Origin of the sequence: Kitasatospora sp. NPDC127111 (assembly GCF_042677465.1) — a bacterium.
Classification (GTDB): domain Bacteria; phylum Actinomycetota; class Actinomycetes; order Streptomycetales; family Streptomycetaceae; genus Kitasatospora.
The window spans coordinates 14,232-34,005 of the sequence record NZ_JBHXTG010000039.1 but is presented as its reverse complement, the minus strand read 5'-3'; the positions used below and the strand labels follow the sequence as shown (position 1 = coordinate 34,005).

Sequence of the window (19,774 nt, the reverse complement as noted above, 5' to 3'; positions counted from 1 at the left end):
GGCGGAGCGTACCTTTCACCACCCGTACGAGTCAGCCGGACCCGGCCGCCCGTCCGAACGGTGGGACCGCGGACGGCCGGATCGCGCCCCTCCTCCCGACCCGCCCGCCGACCTGCGCCGTCGGGCCGGCCGCCGCTCCGCACGAGCCGCCGCGGTAGGGCCCCGGGGGCGGTCCGGACTGTTACAGAGGTGATACACGGCACATTGCGGCAGTCGGCGTTCGAATATCGCCCACTTTAGGGTGACATTCGGCTTTTCCGATGCGCGCTGGGCCTACTGTCTGCGAGCGGGGCACCACGGTCCGTCCATCCGGCCCCGTTCCGCGAAGCCCGGAGGAGAGACCATGCGAATCGGCCGCCTGACGCTGGCCGCCGCCGCCCTGTTGCTGCTGACCACCGCCAGCGTCCCCGCCGGGACGCCGCTCAGCCAGACCGAGCGGCACACCCTCTCCTCCGACGCGTTCCAGCCGCGGGGCGCCGCGCCCCGGCCGGTCGTCCAGCGGCCGACGCACGAGCCGCCGTTCGGCGCCTTCGTCGGCTCGTGGGACAACTACATCCCCCAGCTCGGCCGGTACGCGCAGTGGCTGAACAACGCCAACCTGCAGGTCGGCCACACCTATCTGGCCGGGAACAGCTGGGCCGACATCGAGGGCGAGCCGGTGGTGCTCGGCATGTGGTCGCAGTGGCGGCTGGCCGACCCGTCCCGGATGCTCATCCTCGGCGTGCCGATGCTGGTGCCCAACGAGGCCAACGTGCCCGACGCCGAGGTGGCCCGGCTGCTCGCCCAGGGCGCGCGCGGGGACTTCGACCGGCACTTCCTCAAGCTCGCCCGCCGGCTGGTCGCGCTGGGCGGGGCGGACACCGTGCTCACCCTCGGCTGGGAGATGAACGGCGTCACCTACACCCACCGCTGCAAGCCCGACCCGACCGCGTGGAAGGCGTACTGGCGGCGGATCGTCTCGGTGATGCGCTCGGTGCCGGGGCAGCGGTTCCGCTTCGACTTCACCCCGAACCGGGGGGTCGACGCCATCCCCTGGACCAAGTGCTACCCCGGCGACGACGTCGTCGACATCATCGGCATGGACAACTACGACCAGCCGGCCGGCGCCACCTTCGACGACTACGTGCGCGAGCCGTACGGGCTCCAGGACCAGGTGGAGTTCGCGGCCAAGCGCGGCAAGCCGGTCTCCTACCCCGAGTGGGGGCTGTTCCGGAACGGGGACAACCCGGAGTTCGTCCAGCGGATGGTGGAGTGGATGCGCACCCACGACACCAGTTACCAGACCGTCACCGACTACTGCCCGCACGGCTTCTGGCAGTGCGACCGGAACCCCCGCTCCAGCGCCAGGTTCAAGCAGCTGATGTCCGGGTCCAAGGGGGCTCCGGCCACCGTGCCGCCGGCACCACCGGCGCCGGTGGTGCCCGCTCCGGCGACGCCGCCGTCGGCGTCCGCCGTCCCGTCGGGCCCGCCGTCGGCCTCGCCCGCCGCCTCCCCGTCGGCCCCGGCGGCGTCCCCCTCCGCGTCCCCCTCGGCGGAGGCCCCGCCGAGCCCGTCCGCGGGCGGCCGCCCGGCCCGGCGCTGAGCCCGGGGCCGGGGGACGTCCCGGCCCCGGGCGGGGTCAGCCGCGGCGGCGGGCCCCCAGCGCCCGCTTGAGCCCCGGCGCCCGGGTGTCCAGCACGCGCACCGCGGCCCGCCGGGCCCGGACCGTGCCGGCCCGGGCGGCGGCGGCCGGGGCCGGCCCGCGCGGGCCGAACAGCAGCCGCTGGTTCGTCAGCCGGTCCGGCCGCCACCGCTGCTTGTACGGCTCCTGGCCGCGCAGCAGGCCTATCACCGGGATCCCCGCCGCGACCGTCTCGTCCAGCGCCGCGCCGAACAGCAGCCCGGCGATGTCCAGCCGCTCGCGCAGGTCCGGATGCGCGCCGTACAGGTAGAGGCCGCTGAACGACGGGCAGAGCAGCATCAGGTTCACCGCGACCAGCTCGCCGTCCAGCCGGAACTGGTGGACGGCCGCCCGGCCGGTGGCGACCAGGGCGGTGGTGGAGTCGGCCAGGTGCCGGGCGAACCGCTCGGTGCGGTGCTCCGGGGTGACGCCGCGCTCCCGCCACTGCAGGAAGTGCAGCCGGAGCAGGCCGGCCAGCGCCTCGGGCACCTCCTCCGGGGGCGTCGAGCAGACCTCGATCCCGGACTCGGCGATCTTGCGCAGCTTGACCCGGTTGCGCTGGGCGGTCTTGCCCTTGAGCCGTTTGAGCAGCTCGTCCATCGGGACGCCGGGCAGGTACTGGCAGAGCGAGTCGGCGAGGCGGATCCGCCGGCCGGGCCACCGCTCGAACACCCGCTGTACGGCCGCCTCAGGGTGCACCTCGCGCAGCTCCAGGCTGTGCCAGGGGCGGGTCAGCGGGAGCGCGGCGGCGAACTCGGCGGCGGCGCGGTCGGCGCAGGAGTCGTCGAGCAGGACGTCGGTGAAGTCGATCAGCCCGTCACCGAGCCCGGTCAGGCCGCCGAACGGGCCGCCGCGGCGCTGGAAGGCGCCCGCCCCGACCAGCCGTCCGTCCCGGCGGACCAGCAGCACCAGCAGCTCGCCCGGGCGCCCGTACTGGCGCCACCAGGAGCGCTGCCAGGCGGCGGTCTGGAAGAAGGTGGCCGTCCGGCAGCGGGTGACCAGGCCGTCCCACTCCTCGGCGAGGGTGTCGAGGGCGTCGTCCTCCCGGCGCAGCTCGGTGGTCCAGCACGGGGAGCCGGTCCGGGCGGGGAGGGCGGTGGCCGAGGCGGCCGGGGTGGTCATCGACCGCTCCCGGCGGCGCTCTTCGTCGTCTTCTCCGGTCCGGCGGGCTTCTCGGTCCGCTCGGTCCGCTCGGTCTTCGCGGCCTTCCCGACCTGCTCGATCCTCGCCGCCAGGGTGTCCGCCGCCGGGGTCTTCGCCGCCGCGGACGGGGCGTCGTCCCGGGCCGGGTCCTCCTCGGTGCGCGGGCGCGGGGTGACCGGTGCGGGCGGCACGGCGGCGGCCTCCGGCTCGGCGCCGCCCCGGCGGCGGGTCATCATCACCAGCGCGCCGATCAGCAGGCCGGCCGCGCCGCCGACGGCGACGTCCAGCTGGGCGGAGGGCGTGGTCGGCTTGTCCGGCTCGGCCGCGGGGGCCAGCGGGACCAGCCGGACGCCGGTCTCCCTGCTGCTGGCGTTGGCGAAGGACACCAGCGAGCGCGCCACCGCGTCGGCCGTCTCGACCGCCTCCTGCGGCCGGCCGCCGGTGCCGGTGATCTCGATCATCGGGGCGTCCGGCGAGGTGGTGCCGTGCACGAGGGCCTCCAGCTGGGTGCGGCTGTGACCGGTCTCGGCGGCGGCCACCGCGAGCACCTGCGGCTGGCCGGCCAGCCGGCCGTACGCCTGGGCGAAGTTGACCGCGGTGGCGCTCTCCCCCGGGTTCTGCGGCACCACGATCACGTAGGAGTTGGCGGTGTACGAGGGGTGGGCCACCGCGGCGTACCCGGCGCCGCCGGCGGCGCCCAGCGGCACCGCGAGGACCACCGGCCACCAGCGGCGGACCAGGTTGCGGGCGCTTCGGCGCGGTTCGGACATGGGGTGCTCCTTGGATATGCGGGCCGGGCTGCGGCGGCCGCCCGGTCGGCGGCTCAAGCGGGGGCCAGGCGGTCGTAGAGGGCGCCGAGGTCGGCGGCCACCCGAGCGATGTCGTAGTGGCCGACGGCCGGGGGCCGGGGCAGCGGGTCGGTGCTGTGGTCGTTGAGGTGGCGCAGCTCCAGCAGCGCGGTGGTGTAGGCGGCGGCGTCGGAGGGGATCCGCCGGGCCTGCGGGGCGGCGGCGGGCGGCAGTTCGTCCAGGGCGGGACAGGCGCTGTGGCGGACGGGGAGCCCGGCCGCGAGGCCCTCCAGGACGCCCAGGCCGAAGGTCTCCTCGGTCGAGGGGGCGGCCAGCACGTCCAGGGCGGTGAGGAGGTCGGGGACGTCGTCGCGCTCGCCGGTGAGCACCAGGCGGTCCCGGACGCCCAGCTCGACGGCCCGCCGCTCCAGGGCGGCGCGTTCGGGGCCCTCCCCGACCAGGACCAGGTGGGCGGCCCGGTCCAGCCCGGCCAACGCCTCCACCAGGACGTCGAAGCGCTTGCCGGGGACCAGCCGGCCGACCCCGCCGACCACCCAGCCGTCCGGCGGCAGGCCGAGTCCGGCCCGCAGCCGGGCGCGGGTGGCGGCCCGGTCGGCGTCCGGGCGGTGGTAGCGGGCGGTGTCGATGCCGTTGGGGATCAGCTCGATCCGGCCCGGTGGGACGCCCCAGCCGTGCAGGGTCTGGGCGACCTGGCGGGAGACCGCGACGGTGGTGGTGCCGAGCCGTTCGGCGGCCAGGTAGAGGCCCTTGACGCCCCGGGTGACCGGGCGGCCCTCGATCACCCCGGCGTGCAGCGAGTGCTCGGTGCTCACCACGGCCCGGACCCCGGCGAGCCGGGCGGCCAGCCGCCCGTACAGCTGGGCCCGGTAGAGGTGGGTGTGCACGAGGTCGTAGCGGCCGGCCCGGATCAGCCGGACCAGCCGGGGCAGCGCGCCGACGTCCCGGTTGCCGCGCATGGCGAGGTGGTGGACGGTCACGCCCTCGGCGCGCAGCGCGGCGGCCACCGTGCCGGGGTTGGTCAGCGCGGCCACCTCGCAGTGCTGGTGCGCGGGCAGGTGCCGCAGCAGCAGCTGGAGTTGCCGCTCGGCGCCGCCGGAGGCGAGACCGGTGACGATGTGCAGCACTCTCACCAGGTGGACCTCGTCTTCGGCTCGGGGCGGGGGCGCGCGGCGAGGCGGTGGCGGCGCAACTCGGTGACGGTGTCGCGCAGCCGGTGCCGGCCGCGTTTGGCGCGCAGCCGCCAGGCGCCGTCGCGGTCGCCGACGTAGCAGCGGGGCAGGGCGTAGCGGCCGGTCAGCGGCGAGTGGGCGATGGCGACGGCGTAGTCGTAGCCGGCGTCCCGGACGGCGAGGGTGGCGGGCAGGTCGACCGCGCCGTACGGGTAGCAGAAGCCGGTGACCGGACCGCCGACCACCTCCTCCAGCGCCCGGCGGCTCTCCCGGGTCTGGGTGGCGAGGACGTCGGCGGGCAGCCCGGGGAGGGACCGGTGGCCGAGGCCGTGCGAGCCGATCTCCCAGCCGGCGGCGGCGAGTTCGGTGACCTCCTGGACGGTGAGCAGCTTCTTGCGCGGGCCCTTCACGTCCCAGTCGTTGTCCCGGCCGAGCAGGTCGGCGACCACGTAGGCGGTCGCGGTGAAGCCGTACGCCTGCAGAATCGGTACGGCGTAGCGGGCGAAGTCGGCGTAGCCGTCGTCGAAGGTGAGGCCGACCAGCCGGTCGTCCTTCCCGGCGGCCCGGGCGCGCATCAGTTCGCGGACCGAGACGCCGCGCCGGCCGCGCCGGTGCAGCCAGGCGATCTGCTCGGCGAACCGCTCGGGGCTGACGGTCAGCTGGTACGGGTCCTCCTCCTCGACGGCCACCGAGTGGTACATCAGGATCCACGGCGAGGTGGTCCGCGGGCCGGGGACCACGGCGGTGGGGCGGCGGCTTCTGGGCAGGTGCGCCCGGGGACGGCCGACGCCGGCGCGCGGAGCGTCGGCGTGCACGCCTGCGGCCGCCGGGACGGCGGAGCGGCGGACGCCCGACAGGACCGAACGGACAGGACCCCGTTCAACGTCCATGGGGAAGGTTCCCTTCATCGGCAACGGGTGACGGGCCGAGGGCCCGGACGGCGGCGAGGACGGGGCCGCGCACCTCGCGGGCACCGAGGCCGGTGCCGAGGGCGGCGAAGGCCAGTGCGACGGTGGCGCCCCCGAGCAGGGTCGAGAGCAGGGGGTCGGCGGGGAGCCCGGCCGCGGGGGTCCCGAGGGCGACGGCGCCGGCGGCGGCGGCCAGCAGCCGGGCGTGGCCGCCGAGGACCTTGCGCAGGCGCAGCGCGATGCCGCGCAGGACCAGGCCGCGCAGCAGCAGCGCGGCGGTGGTGGTGATGCCGGCCGCGTTCCCGGCGGCCAGGCCGAGCGCGCCGTAGCGCGGGGTGGCGAGCAGGCCGACGGCGACGGTGACGACCAGGCCGACCACCATGGCGGCGACCGGGTACCAGTCGAGCAGCCGGCGGCCGCCGTCGTCGCCGCCCGGGTCGCCGGCCCGGCGGACCACCGGGCGGAGCGAGAAGTAGGGGCGGATCATCACGCCGATCAGGGCCTGGGCGGGCAGGCCGAAGCTGTAGACGCGGATGACGGCGGCGGTGGCGGCGGTGTCCTGCGGGCCGAAGGCGCCGCGCTGGAAGAGCAGGGCGACCACCGAGGGGGCGCAGGCGAGCAGGAAGGCGGTGCCGAGCAGGACGAGCGCGGCGCCCTGGCCGAGGTCCTTCTCGACCCGGTCGCGGGCGGCGTCCATGTCCCCGGCCGCGAGCGCGCGGGCGACCAGCGGGAAGGTGACGGTGACCAGCAGGATGGCCACGGTCATGGCCAGTTGGGAGACCTTGGCGGCGTAGTTGAGGTGCGAGATGCTGCCCGGCGGCAGTGCGGAGCCCAGGTACCGCTCGACGAAGACCTGGGCCTGGCGGGTCAGGGTGAAGGCGACCACCGGGAGGACGGCCAGCGGGATCAGCACCAGGCCCTGGTCGGCGAGCGGGGACCGGGAGCGGCCGGGGCGGCCCTGGCGCAGCCGGCGGCCGATCGGCACGGCCACGACGACGGCCATCAGCAGGCTGCCGGCGGCGACCCCGATCGCGGCCGCCTCCACCCCGAGCCGGTCGTGGCCGCCGAGCAGCGCGACCAGGATGGTGAGGTTGTACGCCACGTAGATCGCGGCCGGTGCGGTGAAGCCGTGGTGGGCCCGCAGGGCGGAGCCGAGGTAGCCGGCGAGGCCGAACGGCACGATGGTGAGCGCGGTGATCCTGGTGCAGGTGACGGCGAGGTCCGGGTCGGCCAGGCCGGGGGCGAGCAGCTCGACGAACCCGGGGGCGCCGAGGGCGACGCCGAGGGTGAGCGCGCACAGCACCAGCAGCAGCCTCGGCAGCGTGGCGCGGGCCAACTGCCGTACCGGGTCGGGGCCTTCGGGCCGTTCCTCGCGCAGGACCAGGGCGAGGCTGAAGGCGGGGACCATCAGGAACGCCATGCAGTCCTCGATCAGCAGCGGCGCCGCCGTCTCCGGGACGGTCCACGCGACCAGGAAGGCGTCGGTGCCCTGGTTGGCACCGAAGAAGGTGGCGAGCAGCAGGTCGCGGAGCAGGCCGAGGGCGGAGCCGGCGGCGGTGAGCACCGCGGTGACGCCGAAGGCCTTGGCGACGAAGCCGCGCCGGGGGCCCGGCGTCGTGGACCCGCCGGCCGGCGCGCTGCGGGGCGCGGGCACGGCGGGGGCGAGCGAGGCGGGCGGTTCGGTGGTCATCGGGTGGGCGCCTTCCCGGTCTGGCTGCTGGGGCCCGGGCGCTCGGGGCGGGCCCGCGCGGCACGGGCGGCCAGGCCGAGGACGACGGAGGTGAGCACGGTGGTGGTGCCGCCGATGTCGGCGTACAGGAAGTCGACCAGCACCCAGACGAGCAGGGCGAGGGCGGCGAGGCCGGGGCCGGTGGCGCGGCGGAGGCAGCCGAGCAGCAGGCCGAGGAAGAGGACGGCGTAGGCGACGATGCCGATCAGGCCCTGCTCGCTGAGGACGAGGAAGTACATGTTGTGCGGCGAGAGCAGCGGTTCGCGCTGGAAGCCGATGGTGGCGTCGGCGGCGTCGCTGCCGGAGGAGAGCCGTAGCGGGGCGTGGCTGTCGCGCAGTTGCTGGAAGGCCTTGGGGCCGGCGCCGCTGACCGGGTGGTCCTGCCAGATGCGCTCGGCGGTGGCCCACAGGTCGTAGCGGTCGGAGACGGACTGGTCGGGCGCGGCGGAGACCGAGCCGATCGAGCTGAGCCGGTCGGTGATGCCGGAGGCGCCCAGGCCGAGGCCGCCGACCAGGACGACGGCGGCGGCCAGGCCGAGGACGGCGCTGCGGACGGCGAGCCGGGCGTCGGCGCGCAGCAGCAGGACGGCGGCGGCGGCGCCGGTGGCGATCCAGCTGCCGCGGCTGAAGGAGACGGCGAGCGGGAAGGCGAGGAAGGCGGCCGCCGCGTACATGGCGCGGCGCAGCCTGGCGTCGCCGGCCCTTTCGCCGTCTCCCCCGTTCGCTTCCGGGCGCTCCTGACCTGCCGTCGACTGACCTGCCGTCGACGCTCCTCGCACCGCCGCTCTCCCCATGCCTTCGGCCGGGAGTACCCCCACCGCTCGCTGGTCGCCCGTCGCTTTCGACGGCAGCGCGTTCTTCGGCTCACGGGACCCGAGGGCCAGGGCGAGGGCGGCGAGCAGGCCGTAGCTGACCACGGTGGACATCGCCATGATGTCCAGCGCGCCGAAGGTGCCGACCGCGCGGACCGGCTGGCCGGCGTAGGAGGCGCCGGTCCGGGTGAGGTACTGGTGGGCGCCGACCGCGCCCTCGATCAGGGCGGCGGCGACGAAGGAGCCGAGGACCAGCCGATGGTCGGTGCGGTCGCGCAGGGAGCAGAGGACGGCGGCCGGGACGAGGACGAACACCTGGGTGAGCCGGACGAAGCCGGTGACGCTGGTGGCCGGGTCGATGGAGCCGATGGTGGCAACGGCGGCGGCGACCACGACCGCGCCGAACCGGACGGCGGCGGTGCGGCCGATCGCCGGGGTGCGGCCGCGCAGCAGGTTCACCGCGGTGAGCGCGACCAGGGCCAGCGAGGCGAGGTCGGCGGCGGTGACGTGGACGGCGGCGGTGACGTCCTTCTCCCCGGTGGGGACGCAGACCAGCAGGACGGTGGCGGCCGCGAGCAGGCTGGGCCGTTCCAGTGGGGCCGTCCACGCCCGGCGTAAGGCCCGGGCGGGGCGGGGGACGGCGGAGAGGGTCAGGGCCACGCGGGGTCAGCTCCCGTCCGGGTGGAGCATCAGGGCCGCGGTGCGGCACAGGATCTTGACGTCCTGCCAGAGGCTCCAGCTCTCGATGTAGCGGTTGTCGAAGCGGGCCCGGTCCTCGATCGAGGTGTCCCCGCGCAGGCCGTTGACCTGGGCGAGGCCGGTGAGGCCGACCGGGACGCGGTGGCGGTCGGCGTACTCGGGGTAGGTCTGGCTGAACCGCATGACGAAGTAGGGGCGTTCGGGGCGCGGGCCGACCAGGCTCATGTCGCCGCGCAGCACGTTCCACAGCTGCGGCAGCTCGTCCAGGGAGCTGCGGCGCAGCAGCTTGCCGACGGCGCCCATCCGGTGGTCCTGGGCGATGTTCCAGCGGGTCGCCGACTCGTGCTCGTTGCTGGGGCGCAGGGTGCGGAACTTGAGGACGGTGAAGACCCGGCCGTCGAGCCCGGTGCGCTGCTGGCGGAAGAGCACGCCGGGCCCGGTGTCGAAGCGGACGGCGAGTGCGCAGAGGGCGAGCACGGGGGCGAGCAGGATCAGGCCGAGGCCGGCGGCGGCGACGTCGAGGGCGCGCTTGGCGGCCCAGCCGGAGCGGCGCATGGCCGGCCGGCCGACCCGCAGACAGGGGAAGCCCCAGAGGTGGTCGCCGCCGGCGAAGCGGCCGGTCTCCAGCGAGCCGTACTCGCGCAGCGCGGGCACCAGCCAGACCTGGCAGCCGAGCCGGGCGGCGTCGCGCAGGGCGGCGGCGGTCTCGGCCTCGTCGGCGGCGCCGGCGGTGGCGACCACGTGGTGGATCCGGTGGCGGCGGATCTCGCGCTCCAGCACCTCGCGGCCGCCGAGCACCGGCAGGTCGGTGTCGCCGGCCAGCAGCGGCGGGTCGGGGTCGAGGAAGCCGACGGGGCGCATCCCGTACTCGCCGCGCTCGTTGAGGGCGGCGGCGACCCGGCGGCCGAGCCGGCCGGCGCCGAGCACCAGGACGGGGCTGGGGCGGCTGCGGCGGATCCGGCGCACCAGGTGGTAGAGCAGGGCGCGGCCGCAGACGGCGAGCAGCAGCTGGGCGCCGAGCAGGGCGGTCAGCCGGGCCGGGGTGGCGGGGCCGCAGTCGGGCCAGCGGCCGTCGAGGCAGCCGGCCAGGGTGACGGCGAAGGCGGTGGCGACGACGGCCCGGACGGTCAGTGCGGGGAGTTCGTCGAGGACGGAGAGGGTGAGCCGGGTGCGGTAGAGGCCGGCGGCCAGGTTGAGCACGAGCAGCAGCGGCAGCAGGGCGGCCACGCCGACCAGCGGCTCGACCCGGGCCGCCGGGTCGAGCGCGCGGTTGGCGATGCCGGTGGCGGTGCAGAGCGCGACGGCGTCGACCGCGGCCAGCGCGACGGGCAGGGCCAGCCGGGAGCGGGCGGGCCGGCGGTGGCGGCGGGCCGGCGGGGCGCTGCGGGTCTGGGCGGTGCGGGCCGGGCGGTCGAGCAGCCCGGTGGCGGGCCGCCGCGGGCCGGACAGGGGCCGGCCGGGCCGTGGCACGCTGTCGTGGTCAATGGTCATCAGCGCACGAACTCCCCTGCTGTGTGCCCGGGGTGACGGCGTCCCGGCACGGTTGGCCCGGGGCGGCCGTCCCGGCCCGGTGGGCTCGGTCCTGACAGCACCTGCTGCCGCTGGCGGCTTTCGGTTTTCTCGCGAATTCCCGGCGTGAAATCGAAACGATGCAGGCAAAATCAGACATTACCGAAAGCGAACGGGGATGCCGGAAGTCGACTTGCCATTTCATTCCAGCCGCCCATTAATAGGTATTTCTGATTTCAGGCCTCGTCCACAACCGGTTGAGGGTGCGAATACGACAGCGCCAGAGCGACCGGCATTCACGGCATGTGAAACGATCAGATCCGCTGCGGGACACGGGCACGACGCCGTCCGGCCGCCGGACCGGCCCCCAACAGGTCCCGGTAGAGCGCGTCCACCTGTTCGACCACCGACCGCACGTCGTGGCGGACCACGGCATGGTCACGCAGGCGCGAGCCGCGTCGCTCGCACTCGATCGGATCGGACAGTGCTTCGGCCATTCGGGTGGCGAGTGCGACGGCGTCCTCGGGCGGCACCACGGCACATTTCCGCTCGGCCGGCGGCAGGCATTCGCGGGCCCCGGGCACGTCGGTCAGCAGCACCGGACGGCCCGCCGCCATCGCCTCCAGCGGCGCCAGCGCCATCCCCTCCCAGCGCGAGGGCAGCACCACCAGATCGGCCGCCGCCAGCCACGGCCGCGGGTCGGGGACGTCTCCGGCCAGCCGGACCCGGGACGGCTCGGCGGTCTCCCGCACGAGGTCGGCCAGCCGCGTCGCGTCCGGACCGCCGCCGACCAGCGCCAGCCGGGCCTGCGGCACCCGGCGCAGCACCTCCGGCCAGGCGGCGAGCAGCACGTCCTGGCCCTTCTGCCGGCAGAGCCGGCCCACGCAGACCGCCAGCGGGGCGTCCAGGTCCAGCCCGAGCGCGATCCGCGCGGCCCGCCGCTCGGCCGGGGCGTAGTGCCGGACGTCGACGCCGTTGGGCACCACCGCCCAGTCGGCGTGCAGGCCGGCCGCGACGCCGTCGGCCCGCTCCTGGACGCTGACGCAGAGCAGCCGGTGCGCCCAGCGGGTCGCGTACCGCTCCCAGCGCAGGGTGGCGGCGGCTAGTGCGCCGTCGACCGCGGCGAACGACCAGGCGTGCGGCTGGAAGACGGTCGGCACGGCGCCCCGGATGGCCAGCCGGCCCGCCAAGCCGGCCTTGGCGCTGTGCAGGTGGACCATGTTGGGCGCGGCGGCCCGGACGATCCGGCGCAGTCGCCACGCCTCGGCGGCGGTGGCCGGGCCGGGCGAACGCCGGGCGGGCCAGTCCCGGACCAGCGCGCCGACCGCGGCGGCCTCCTCGGCCAGCCGGCCGCCGCGCGGACAGGCGACCAGCACCCGGTGGCCGGCCTCACGCTGGCCGCGGACCAGGTCGACGACGACGCGGGCGACTCCGCCGTCGACGGGCTGCGAAATGTGAAGGATCGTCATATGCACGGCGGCGAGCCTAGGGTGGCGCCGCCGCGCCGGGGGCCCGCCGTCACCCGCAGGTGGCGGCAGGCCACCCGTACGGCTTGCCGCTCGTACGGGTGGGCGAGCCGATCGAATCCCCGATCGAGCCGGATGCGCCCGCCCGGGAAGGGCGCGCGAACCTCGGCGGGCGCCGACAGGCCCCGGCGGGTCCCCGCCGGGCCCGCCTGGGGACTACGGCCGCGGGACCTCAGCGGACCTCGGCGGCCAGGTTGGCCAGCACCTGGTCGTGGATCCGGTTCAGGCCCTTCGGGGCGAAGGTCCGCTCGAAGAACCCGCCGATGCCGCCGGCCCCCTGCCAGGTGGCCGAGACGGTGACCTTGGACCGGCCCTCGCCGACCGCCGAGACCGTCCAGGTGATCACCATGCTGGAGTTGGCGTCCTTCTCCACCAGCCGGTCCGGCGTGGGCGCCGAGACGGTGAACAGGCAGTCCCGCACGCGCTTCTCGGTGGCCTGGAGCTTCCAGTGCACCTGGGTGCCCGCGCCGGTGCCGCCGGCCCGGACCTCGTACTCGCTGTACTGCGCGGGCAGCAGCTTGGGGCGGGTCACCTGGTAGTCGGCCAGCGCCTCGTACACCCGCTCGGGGGTGGCGTCGTAGACCCGCTCGGTGGTGGCCTGCACCTGTCCCATGACCTTGCTCTCCTTCGTGCTCGGACCCGGCCCCGTTCGGACTCCGGTCCTGCTCGGACTGCGGTTTCACCGGCAAGCCAACCACAGCGGGCGGCTCACGCCAGCCGGAGGCCTCCGGTCCGCTGGGCGCGCGCCTCGCCGAGCCGCAGGGCCAGCGCCGCGCCCGCCAGCAGCAGCGCGCAGAGCGCCGCCAGCCAGGCCAGGCCCGGCGCCAGCTCGCCCAGCCCCTCGCCCTCCAGCAGGGCGCCGCGCACCACGGCCAGGCTGCCGGTCAGCGGCAGCCCCGCGCCGATCACCCGCAGCACGCCGGGCAGCGCGAACGCGGGCAGCCGGACCCCGGCGACGAACCACATCGGATCGTCCAGCACCGTGTAGACGAAGGTGGAGTCCCGGGAGAACACCATCAGGCTGTTGAGCAGCGCTCCCCAGGCCACCGCGGGCAGCAGCAGGGCCAGCAGCACCACCGGGTACATCCACGGCCCGGCCACGTCCAGGGTGCCGAACCCGAACGCGGCGGCGCCCAGGAAGCAGGTGAGCAGCCAGGCGTTCTGCAGCAGCGCGCCGGCGCCGTTGGCCAGCATCAGCACCAGCCGTCCGGCCGGCGAGAGGAAGAGCAGCTCCAGGGTGCCGGTGGTGCGCTCGAACGCGAAGTTCCACGAGGACTGCACCAGCGAGAAGAAGAACGCCCAGGCCAGCGCTCCGGTGGCGAGGAAGCCGAGCAGCCGGGCCGGGTCGGCGGCGAGCGGCCAGCGGGCGGCGGCCGCCGATCCGGTTGCGATCGGGTGCAGCGTGTAGTAGGTGGCGGCCAGTTGGAGCAGCGGCCAGACCAGCATCGAGGCGACCACGAGCGGCTGGCCGAACAGCGTCCGGTGCTGCTTCAGCGCCTCGGCCGCGAACACCTTGCCGGCGTGCCGCAGCGCGCGGCCGCGGGACGGATCCCTCGGCCGGGGGCGCCGGCCGGTGCCCGGGCGGGGCGGCGGGAGGGTGCGGGCGGCGTCGGCCGGCGGGCGCGGGCCGCGGTCGGCGCCGCCCAGGACCAGCGACTCGGTGGACGGCCGGGCGGTCATCCGGCCACCTCCAGCGGCGCGTCGGTCAGCGCCAGGACGGCGTCCTCGAGGCTGGCCTCGGTGACCTCCAGCCCGCCGATCGACCCGCCGGCCGCGACGATCGCCCCGGCGAGCGGGCCGGCCACGTCCTCCGGGTGGCGGACGGTGACCAGCAGCGCCCCCTCCCCGGTGGTCTCCAGCCGCACGCCGACGCCGAGCCGCCCGGCGAAGCCGGTGACGGCGGACTCCAGCTCCGGCGAGGGGTTGGTGACGGTGACCCGGACGCTGCGGTGGCTGCCGGTAGCCGCCTTGAGCCCGGCCGGACTGCCGGCCGCGAGGTGGCGGCCGCCGGAGATCACGTAGACGTGCTCGCACAGTTCCTCGACCTCGGTCAGGTAGTGCGAGGTGAGCAGCACGCCCCGGCCCTCGGCGGCGAGTTCGGCGACCACCCGGCGCAGGTCCCGGGCGATCGGCGCGTCCAGCCCGAGCGTGGGCTCGTCCAGCAGCAGGTACGCCGGGTCGTTGATCAGGCCGCGGGCGATCGAGAGCCGTTGGGTCATGCCGCGCGAGTAGCGCTCGACCGGGGTGTCGGCGGCGTCGGTCAGGCCGACCAGGTCCAGCAGTTCGCCGATCCGGGTGCGGAGCACGGGGTTGGGGACGTCGTAGAGGTGGCCGAAGTAGCGCAGGTTCTCGGCGCCGGTGAGCTTGCCGTAGACCATCCGCTCGCCGCCGGCGATCAGGTTGATCCGGCGCCGGGCCTCGCGGGCGTGCTCGACCACGTCGAGGCCGTCCAGGGTGACGCTGCCGGAGGTGGGGCGGAGCAGGGTGGCGAGGATCTTGATGGTGGAGGTCTTGCCGGCGCCGTTGAGGCCGAGCAGGCCGGTGACCCGGCCGGGCGGGATCTCCAGGTCCAGGCCGTCCACGGCGGTCTTCACGGTGCGCGGGCCGAACAGGCCCTTGTCCCGGGTGCGGAAGGTCTTGCGCAGGGCACGGGTGCGGATCACGTCAGCGGCTCCGGGGCGGTACGGGTGCGGGCGGTGGGGGTCGGGGCGGTACGGGGCGAGGTGCGCCGGGTCGGGGAGGTGGGGGGCGGGGCGGTACGGGGCGGGGCGGTACGGGTCATCGCGGTCAGAAGCTCCGCTCGACGGCGCGGCGCTCGGCGGCGGGGAGCAGCCGCAGGCCGAGCAGCAGGTAGCCGGCGCTGAGGGCGAGACAGGTGACCAGCCGCGGCACGAGGTCGGCGAGGGGCCGGCCCTGGCCGAGCGCGTCACGCAGCACGTCCATCGCGGAGGTGACGGGCAGCAGTTCGGCCAGCCACCGGGCGGGCGCGGGCAGGTAGCTGTTGGGGAAGGTGATCCCGCAGAGCAGCGAGACGGCGAGGAACACGGTGTTCTGCGAGATGTGCGCCTCACCCGCGACGATCATCAGCGCGCCGAGCACGACCGCGACCGCGAACACGGCGGCGGTCAGCGCCAGCACCCCGGCCAGCGCGGCGAGCGGGTGCCAGGCGGGCAGGGTGACGCCGAGGACGGCGGCGAACCCGCCGAGCAGGCCGACCTCGACGGCGGTGTTGAGCAGCGCGAAGCCGGTGAAGCCGAGCAGGTACGGCAGCCGCCCGGCGGGGGCGATCAGCAGCGCGCCCAGGGTGCCCTGGCGCTGCTCGGTGATCAGCGCCTTGCTGCTCCAGAGCAGCATCCGCACGGTGAACACGTAGCCGGCGGCGCCGATCGCGATGTAGCCGAGGTAGTCGGCACCGCCGGTGCGGGCGGTGAAGTCCTCGGCGACCGAGCCGCCGCCGATGGCGTGCAGGCCCAGGTAGGACAGACCGATGGTGAACACGCCGATCAGCAGGCAGCCGACCGCGTACGACCACGGGTAGGCCCGGCTGGTCATGGTCCAGGTCCGGCGCAGGGTCGCCCGGGCGACGGGCATCAGCTCCCCCTCTCCTCTCGGCGGCGTCTCCCGCCGGCGCTTGAGTTTTCATTGGGAACTTACAAGTTCCCTTTCGGAACTCGCAAGTGGGTGCGAGGATGGGCCGTCGAACGGTGAGAGGAGCAGCGGTGCTCAGAGACGTGCCGGAGCGCGACGCGAGCTGCGCGATCGCCCAGTCGGCGGCGGTGATCGGCGACTGGTGGAGCATCCTGATCGTCCGCGAGTCGGCGCGCGGCCGGCTGCGCTTCGACGAGCTCCAGCACGAACTCGGCATCTCCCGGAAGGTGCTCACCGAGCGGCTCGGCCACCTCGCCGAGGCCGGCGTGCTCGAACGGGTGCCGTACCAGAGCGGACCGGTCCGGTACGAGTACCGGCTCACCGACGCCGGCCGGGCGCTGCTGCCGGTCCTGGTGGCGATGCAGGACTGGGCCGACCGCTGGCTGCTCGGCGACGGCGCGCTCTCCGGTTCGGCCGCGCCCGACAGCGCCGAGGCCGCCCGGATGGCCGCCCTGCCCGGCACCCGGCTGCCCGCGCTCACCCTGCCCGCGCACGCCGGCGGCGAGCTGGACCCGGTCGACCCGGCGGCCGGCGCCACGGTGCTGTTCTGCTACCCGGGCACCGGGCGGCCGGCCCCGCTGCCGGCCGGCTGGGGGGACATCCCCGGGGCGGCCGGCTGCACGCTGGAGAACCGGCTGTTCCGCGAGGCGTACCCGCAGTTCCGGGCGGCGGGCCTGGCGCTGCGCGGGGTCTCCATCCAACGCCCGGACGAGCAGCGGGAGTTCGCCTCGGCGGAGGAGATCCCGTTCCCGCTGTTGTCCGATCTGGACGTCCGGCTGGCGGCCGCCCTGCGGCTGCCCACCTTCCACGTCGGCCAGGGCCTGCGGTTGAAGCGTGCGGTCCTGGTGCTGGACCGGGAACGGGTGGTGCGCCGGGTGCACTTCCCGGTCACCGACATCCCGGGCGCCGTCCGGCAGGCCCTCGCGGACGCCCGCGAGGTGGCCGGGGAAACCCGCTGAGCGGATCGCGGCTCACGCGTTAGGGTGGCCGGTGTGCTCGATCAGGTGACAGCTGTGCGCTACGTCGACCCGCTGCGGGCGGGCGGTTCCGTCCCCGGCGTGGTGGAGACCGACGACCTGGGCACCTACGTGGTCAAGTTCACCGGTGCCGCGCAGGGCCGCAAGGCGCTGGTGGCCGAGGTGATCGTCGGCGAACTGGCCCGGCGGCTCGGCCTGCCGGTGCCCGAACTGCGGCTGGTCGACTTCGACCCGGCGGTGGCCGACGCCGAGCCGGACGCCGAGGTCCAGGACGTCCTCCGGGCCAGCGCCGGGCTCAACCTCGGCATGGACCTGCTGCCCGGCTCCCGCGACTTCCGGCCCGGCATGATCCCGGTCGACCCGGCCGAGGCCGGCCGGGTGGTCTGGCTGGACGCGCTCACCGGCAACGTCGACCGGACGGTGCACAACCCCAACCTGATGGTCTGGCACGGGAAGCTCTGGCTGATCGACAACGGCGCCGCGTTGATCTTCCACCACCGCTGGTCCAGCGCCGAGGCCGCCGTCGGCAAGAAGTACGACCTCAGCGCCCACGCGCTCGGCGGCTACACCCCCGACGTCGGGCTGGCCGACGAGGAGCTCGGGCCGCTGGTCACCGTCGGACTGCTGGAGGAGGTGCTGGCGCTCGTCCCGGACGAGTGGCTGGCCGACGAGCCCGGCTTCGACTCGGTGGACGCGCTGCGGCACGCGTACGTCGCGCACCTGGCGGCCCGTGCGGTGCTCTCCTCCGCGTGGCTGCCCGACGGGTTCGCCACCCCCGAGCAACTGCGCGAGGCCGAGCGCCGGCAGACCGCCCGGAGCAAGGCCGGCCGCCCCGCCTGGCTCCAGGAGGTCCCGGACCTGCACGGCAGGCCTTCCGTCGAGACCGTCTGGGACCACCACCTCGGCTGAGCCGGCCCGACGCCCGCTCAGCCCGCGGCGGGGCGGAACCAGGCGAAGTACTCGACGGCCGTCCCGACCAGCAGGCCGAAGGTGTGCAGCGCGAAGAGCGCGGCCCGGTTCAGCCGGCGCACGGCCGGCGAGAGCAGCGACAGGGCCGGCAGCGCCAGGCCCAGCAGCGGACCGAGCAGCAGCAGGAGCAGCAGGCCCAGCACCGTGCCCACCGACCCCTCCGGGGAGGCGAGCCCGAACACGCCGGCCACCAGGCCGCCGGCCAGCATGATCCCGATCATCGGGGCGGCGAGGGCGAACTGGACGGCGCCCAGCAGCAGCCACGGCCAGACCCGTTCGCCGCCCGGACGGGCCGGGGGCTGCTGCCAGCCGGTGTGGATCTGTGCCATGGTGCTCCGCTCCTCGTACTGTGCGCTGTCCGCGCGTGCCATTATCGCGATCCCGTCGGCGCGGTCGCCTGAGTACCGGTACTCAAAAACGAGGTGGAGAGCGGGACCTGAGTCCCGCTCTCCACCTCAGGCGTTCAGCGCACGGTCAGCGCGTCAGCGCCACCACTGGACCGCCTTCTCGGCGTTGATGATGCCGGCGCCGTAGAAGCCGTTGTCGTTCTCGCCGCCCTCGCAGGTGGCCTTCCAGTCACCGGCACCGCCCGGGTTGAACGGGGTCGACGGGCAGCCGTGCGACTCGGCCTGGTTGGTGAGCAGCTCGGTCAGCTCCTCCGGGCTGGCCCACGGGTGGGTGCTGGCCAGCAGCGCGAGCACACCGGCGGCGTGCGGCGAGGCCATCGAGGTGCCCTGCATGTAGCCGTACTTGCCACCGGGGATGGTGGACAGGGTGCGGCCGTTCTTGTCCGGGGTGTCCGGGATCTGGTAGCGACGGTCACCACCGGGGGCGGCGACGGTCACCTTGCCCTTGCCGTAGCTGGAGTAGTACGCCTTGTCGCCGTTGACGCCCACGGAGGAGACGACCACGACGCCGTCCAGCTCGGTCGGCAGGCTCAGGCAGTCGTTGGTGATCGGGCGGCTGCCGGGGGTGGTGTCGTCCGGGCTGGCCACGTCGACCGTCTTGTGGGCCATGTCGATGTTCTCGTTGCCCGCGGCGGCGACGTTGAGGACGCCCTTGCGCTGCGAGAACTCGACCGCGCGGCGGACGGCGGTGGTGATGGCCGCCTGGTCCAGGTCGTTCTGGCAGTTGAACAGCCACGGGTCGACGTAGTAGCTGTTGTTGGTCACCTTGAACTTGTGCTCACCGGCCCAGACGAAGCCGCAGATGGCGTACTCCGGGTAGATGAACCCGCCGTCGTCGACGACCTTGACCGCGGCCAGCTTGACGTTCGGGGCGATGCCCTCGATGCCCTTGCCGTTCTTGGCGGCGGCGATGGTGCCGGCCACGTGGGTGCCGTGGTCGCCGTCGGGGCCCGGCTGCCAGGCCTTCCAGTCGGTGTTCGGCTTGCCGCCGTCGATGCAGGAGACGGACTGCGAGGCGTCCACGCTGGCCGCGAGGTCCTCGTGGGTGCCGTCGATGCCGGAGTCCAGGACGCCGACGGTGACGCTCTTGCTGCCGAGCGACAGCTTGTGCGCCTTGTCCACGCCGATCTGGCGCATGTCCCACTGGTTGGCCCAGTTGGGCTCCTCGCCGGCCGCGGCGGCGGCGGCAGCGGCCGCGGCGGTCGGCTCGGCGGCGACCTCGGCCTTCTGGCTGTCGGCGGCGGTGATGCCCTTGGTGCGGCTGGCGCCGACCGACTGGACGCCCTTGGCCTGGCGCAGCTTGGCGGCGAACTGGGTGTCGTTCGAGCGGGCGATCACGACGCCGATCTGCTCGTACGAGTACACCACGGTGCCACCGAGGGTCGTGATGGCCTTCTCGACCTTCTGCACCTGGCCGTGGTTGGCCTGGGTGTTGACCACGTAGCTGAGCAGCGGCCCGGTGGTCGGCTCGGCCCCGGTGGCCGCGACGGCGGTGCCGGCCGGCAGGGCCAGCGCACCGGCGGTGGCGAGGACGACGCCCACCGCGGCATACCGGGTCCGGCTGATCCGAGGAACACTCATAGGGGTTGGCCCTCCCGAGTCGTCGTGCAGCTGCACGTGACAGGTGCAGTGGAATGATCGGGACGCTAGTGAACATGCGTCGGAATCCGCAAGAGGTAGTCATCTCATCGACACCGTTCGGCCACTTCCGACACGGGCGGTTCCCGGGCTTCCGACCAGGTGTCAATCCATTAAGTGAATGTCAGGACTTCTGAAGCTTTCACGCGTCCGGGCGTGGACGATCCACAA

Annotated in this window: 17 protein-coding genes; 3 read left to right on the top strand and 14 right to left on the bottom strand. The window is 74.9% G+C overall.

The annotated features are described in order from the left end of the window. The first annotated feature begins 343 nt into the window (after positions 1-343). Positions 344-1,582, top strand: a complete 1,239-nt coding sequence (locus tag ACFVHB_RS22990; protein WP_380325261.1) for a glycoside hydrolase family 26 protein — start codon at positions 344-346, stop codon at positions 1,580-1,582. Between the two features lie 36 nt (positions 1,583-1,618). Here the strand turns inward: ACFVHB_RS22990 and ACFVHB_RS22985 are convergent, their stop codons facing one another. From ACFVHB_RS22985 to ACFVHB_RS22930, 12 genes are all read right to left on the bottom strand, one after another. Next, positions 1,619-2,782 (bottom strand): GNAT family N-acetyltransferase, encoded by a 1,164-nt coding sequence (locus tag ACFVHB_RS22985; protein ID WP_380325258.1) that lies wholly within the window; start codon positions 2,780-2,782, stop codon positions 1,619-1,621. Next, positions 2,779-3,573, bottom strand: a complete 795-nt coding sequence (locus ACFVHB_RS22980) for a Wzz/FepE/Etk N-terminal domain-containing protein (RefSeq protein ID WP_380325255.1) — start codon at positions 3,571-3,573, stop codon at positions 2,779-2,781. Before ACFVHB_RS22980 ends, ACFVHB_RS22985 begins: the two co-directional genes overlap by 4 nt. A gap of 53 nt (positions 3,574-3,626) precedes the next feature. Then, positions 3,627-4,742 (bottom strand): glycosyltransferase, encoded by a 1,116-nt coding sequence (locus ACFVHB_RS22975; RefSeq protein WP_380325252.1) that lies wholly within the window; start codon positions 4,740-4,742, stop codon positions 3,627-3,629. Next, positions 4,739-5,671, bottom strand: coding sequence for a polysaccharide deacetylase family protein (locus ACFVHB_RS22970; protein ID WP_380325249.1), 933 nt, complete (start codon positions 5,669-5,671; stop codon positions 4,739-4,741). The genes ACFVHB_RS22975 and ACFVHB_RS22970 overlap by 4 nt, the downstream gene beginning before the upstream one ends. Beyond that, positions 5,661-7,379: a lipid II flippase MurJ gene (locus tag ACFVHB_RS22965; RefSeq protein WP_380325246.1), complete on the bottom strand. Its 1,719-nt coding sequence runs from the start codon at positions 7,377-7,379 to the stop codon at positions 5,661-5,663. Before ACFVHB_RS22965 ends, ACFVHB_RS22970 begins: the two co-directional genes overlap by 11 nt. After that, positions 7,376-8,890: an O-antigen ligase family protein gene (locus ACFVHB_RS22960; protein ID WP_380325243.1), complete on the bottom strand. Its 1,515-nt coding sequence runs from the start codon at positions 8,888-8,890 to the stop codon at positions 7,376-7,378. Before ACFVHB_RS22960 ends, ACFVHB_RS22965 begins: the two co-directional genes overlap by 4 nt. A gap of 6 nt (positions 8,891-8,896) precedes the next feature. Then, positions 8,897-10,420 carry a sugar transferase gene (locus ACFVHB_RS22955; RefSeq protein ID WP_380325240.1) on the bottom strand — a complete coding sequence of 508 codons (1,524 nt, stop codon included), beginning with the start codon at positions 10,418-10,420 and terminating at the stop codon, positions 8,897-8,899. A 332-nt stretch (positions 10,421-10,752) separates the two neighbouring features. Continuing rightward, positions 10,753-11,907: a glycosyltransferase gene (locus ACFVHB_RS22950; protein ID WP_380325237.1), complete on the bottom strand. Its 1,155-nt coding sequence runs from the start codon at positions 11,905-11,907 to the stop codon at positions 10,753-10,755. A 229-nt stretch (positions 11,908-12,136) separates the two neighbouring features. Beyond that, positions 12,137-12,577 carry an SRPBCC family protein gene (locus tag ACFVHB_RS22945; RefSeq protein WP_380325234.1) on the bottom strand — a complete coding sequence of 147 codons (441 nt, stop codon included), beginning with the start codon at positions 12,575-12,577 and terminating at the stop codon, positions 12,137-12,139. 95 nt (positions 12,578-12,672) lie between these two features. Beyond that, entirely contained in the window at positions 12,673-13,644 is a 972-nt protein-coding gene (locus ACFVHB_RS22940) for an ABC transporter permease (RefSeq protein ID WP_380325231.1), read from the bottom strand. Then, positions 13,641-14,627 (bottom strand): ABC transporter ATP-binding protein, encoded by a 987-nt coding sequence (locus ACFVHB_RS22935; protein ID WP_380325228.1) that lies wholly within the window; start codon positions 14,625-14,627, stop codon positions 13,641-13,643. The genes ACFVHB_RS22940 and ACFVHB_RS22935 overlap by 4 nt, the downstream gene beginning before the upstream one ends. 124 nt (positions 14,628-14,751) lie before the next feature. Then, on the bottom strand, positions 14,752-15,555 hold the full coding sequence (locus ACFVHB_RS22930) for an ABC transporter permease (RefSeq protein ID WP_380325225.1): 804 nt from the start codon (positions 15,553-15,555) through the stop codon (positions 14,752-14,754). Between the two features lie 128 nt (positions 15,556-15,683). Here ACFVHB_RS22930 and ACFVHB_RS22925 point away from each other — a divergent pair, with 128 nt between their 5' ends. Both ACFVHB_RS22925 and ACFVHB_RS22920 read left to right on the top strand, forming a co-directional pair. Further along, complete coding sequence (locus ACFVHB_RS22925; protein ID WP_380325222.1) at positions 15,684-16,571, top strand: winged helix-turn-helix transcriptional regulator; 888 nt, start codon at positions 15,684-15,686, stop codon at positions 16,569-16,571. A 33-nt stretch (positions 16,572-16,604) separates the two neighbouring features. Beyond that, positions 16,605-17,498 (top strand): HipA family kinase, encoded by an 894-nt coding sequence (locus tag ACFVHB_RS22920; protein WP_380325219.1) that lies wholly within the window; start codon positions 16,605-16,607, stop codon positions 17,496-17,498. 17 nt (positions 17,499-17,515) lie between these two features. Here ACFVHB_RS22920 and ACFVHB_RS22915 read toward each other — a convergent pair whose 3' ends face one another. Both ACFVHB_RS22915 and ACFVHB_RS22910 read right to left on the bottom strand, forming a co-directional pair. After that, positions 17,516-17,887: a hypothetical protein gene (locus ACFVHB_RS22915; RefSeq protein WP_380325216.1), complete on the bottom strand. Its 372-nt coding sequence runs from the start codon at positions 17,885-17,887 to the stop codon at positions 17,516-17,518. A gap of 153 nt (positions 17,888-18,040) precedes the next feature. Then, complete coding sequence (locus ACFVHB_RS22910) at positions 18,041-19,546, bottom strand: S8 family serine peptidase (protein WP_380325213.1); 1,506 nt, start codon at positions 19,544-19,546, stop codon at positions 18,041-18,043. Positions 19,547-19,774 lie beyond the last annotated feature (228 nt).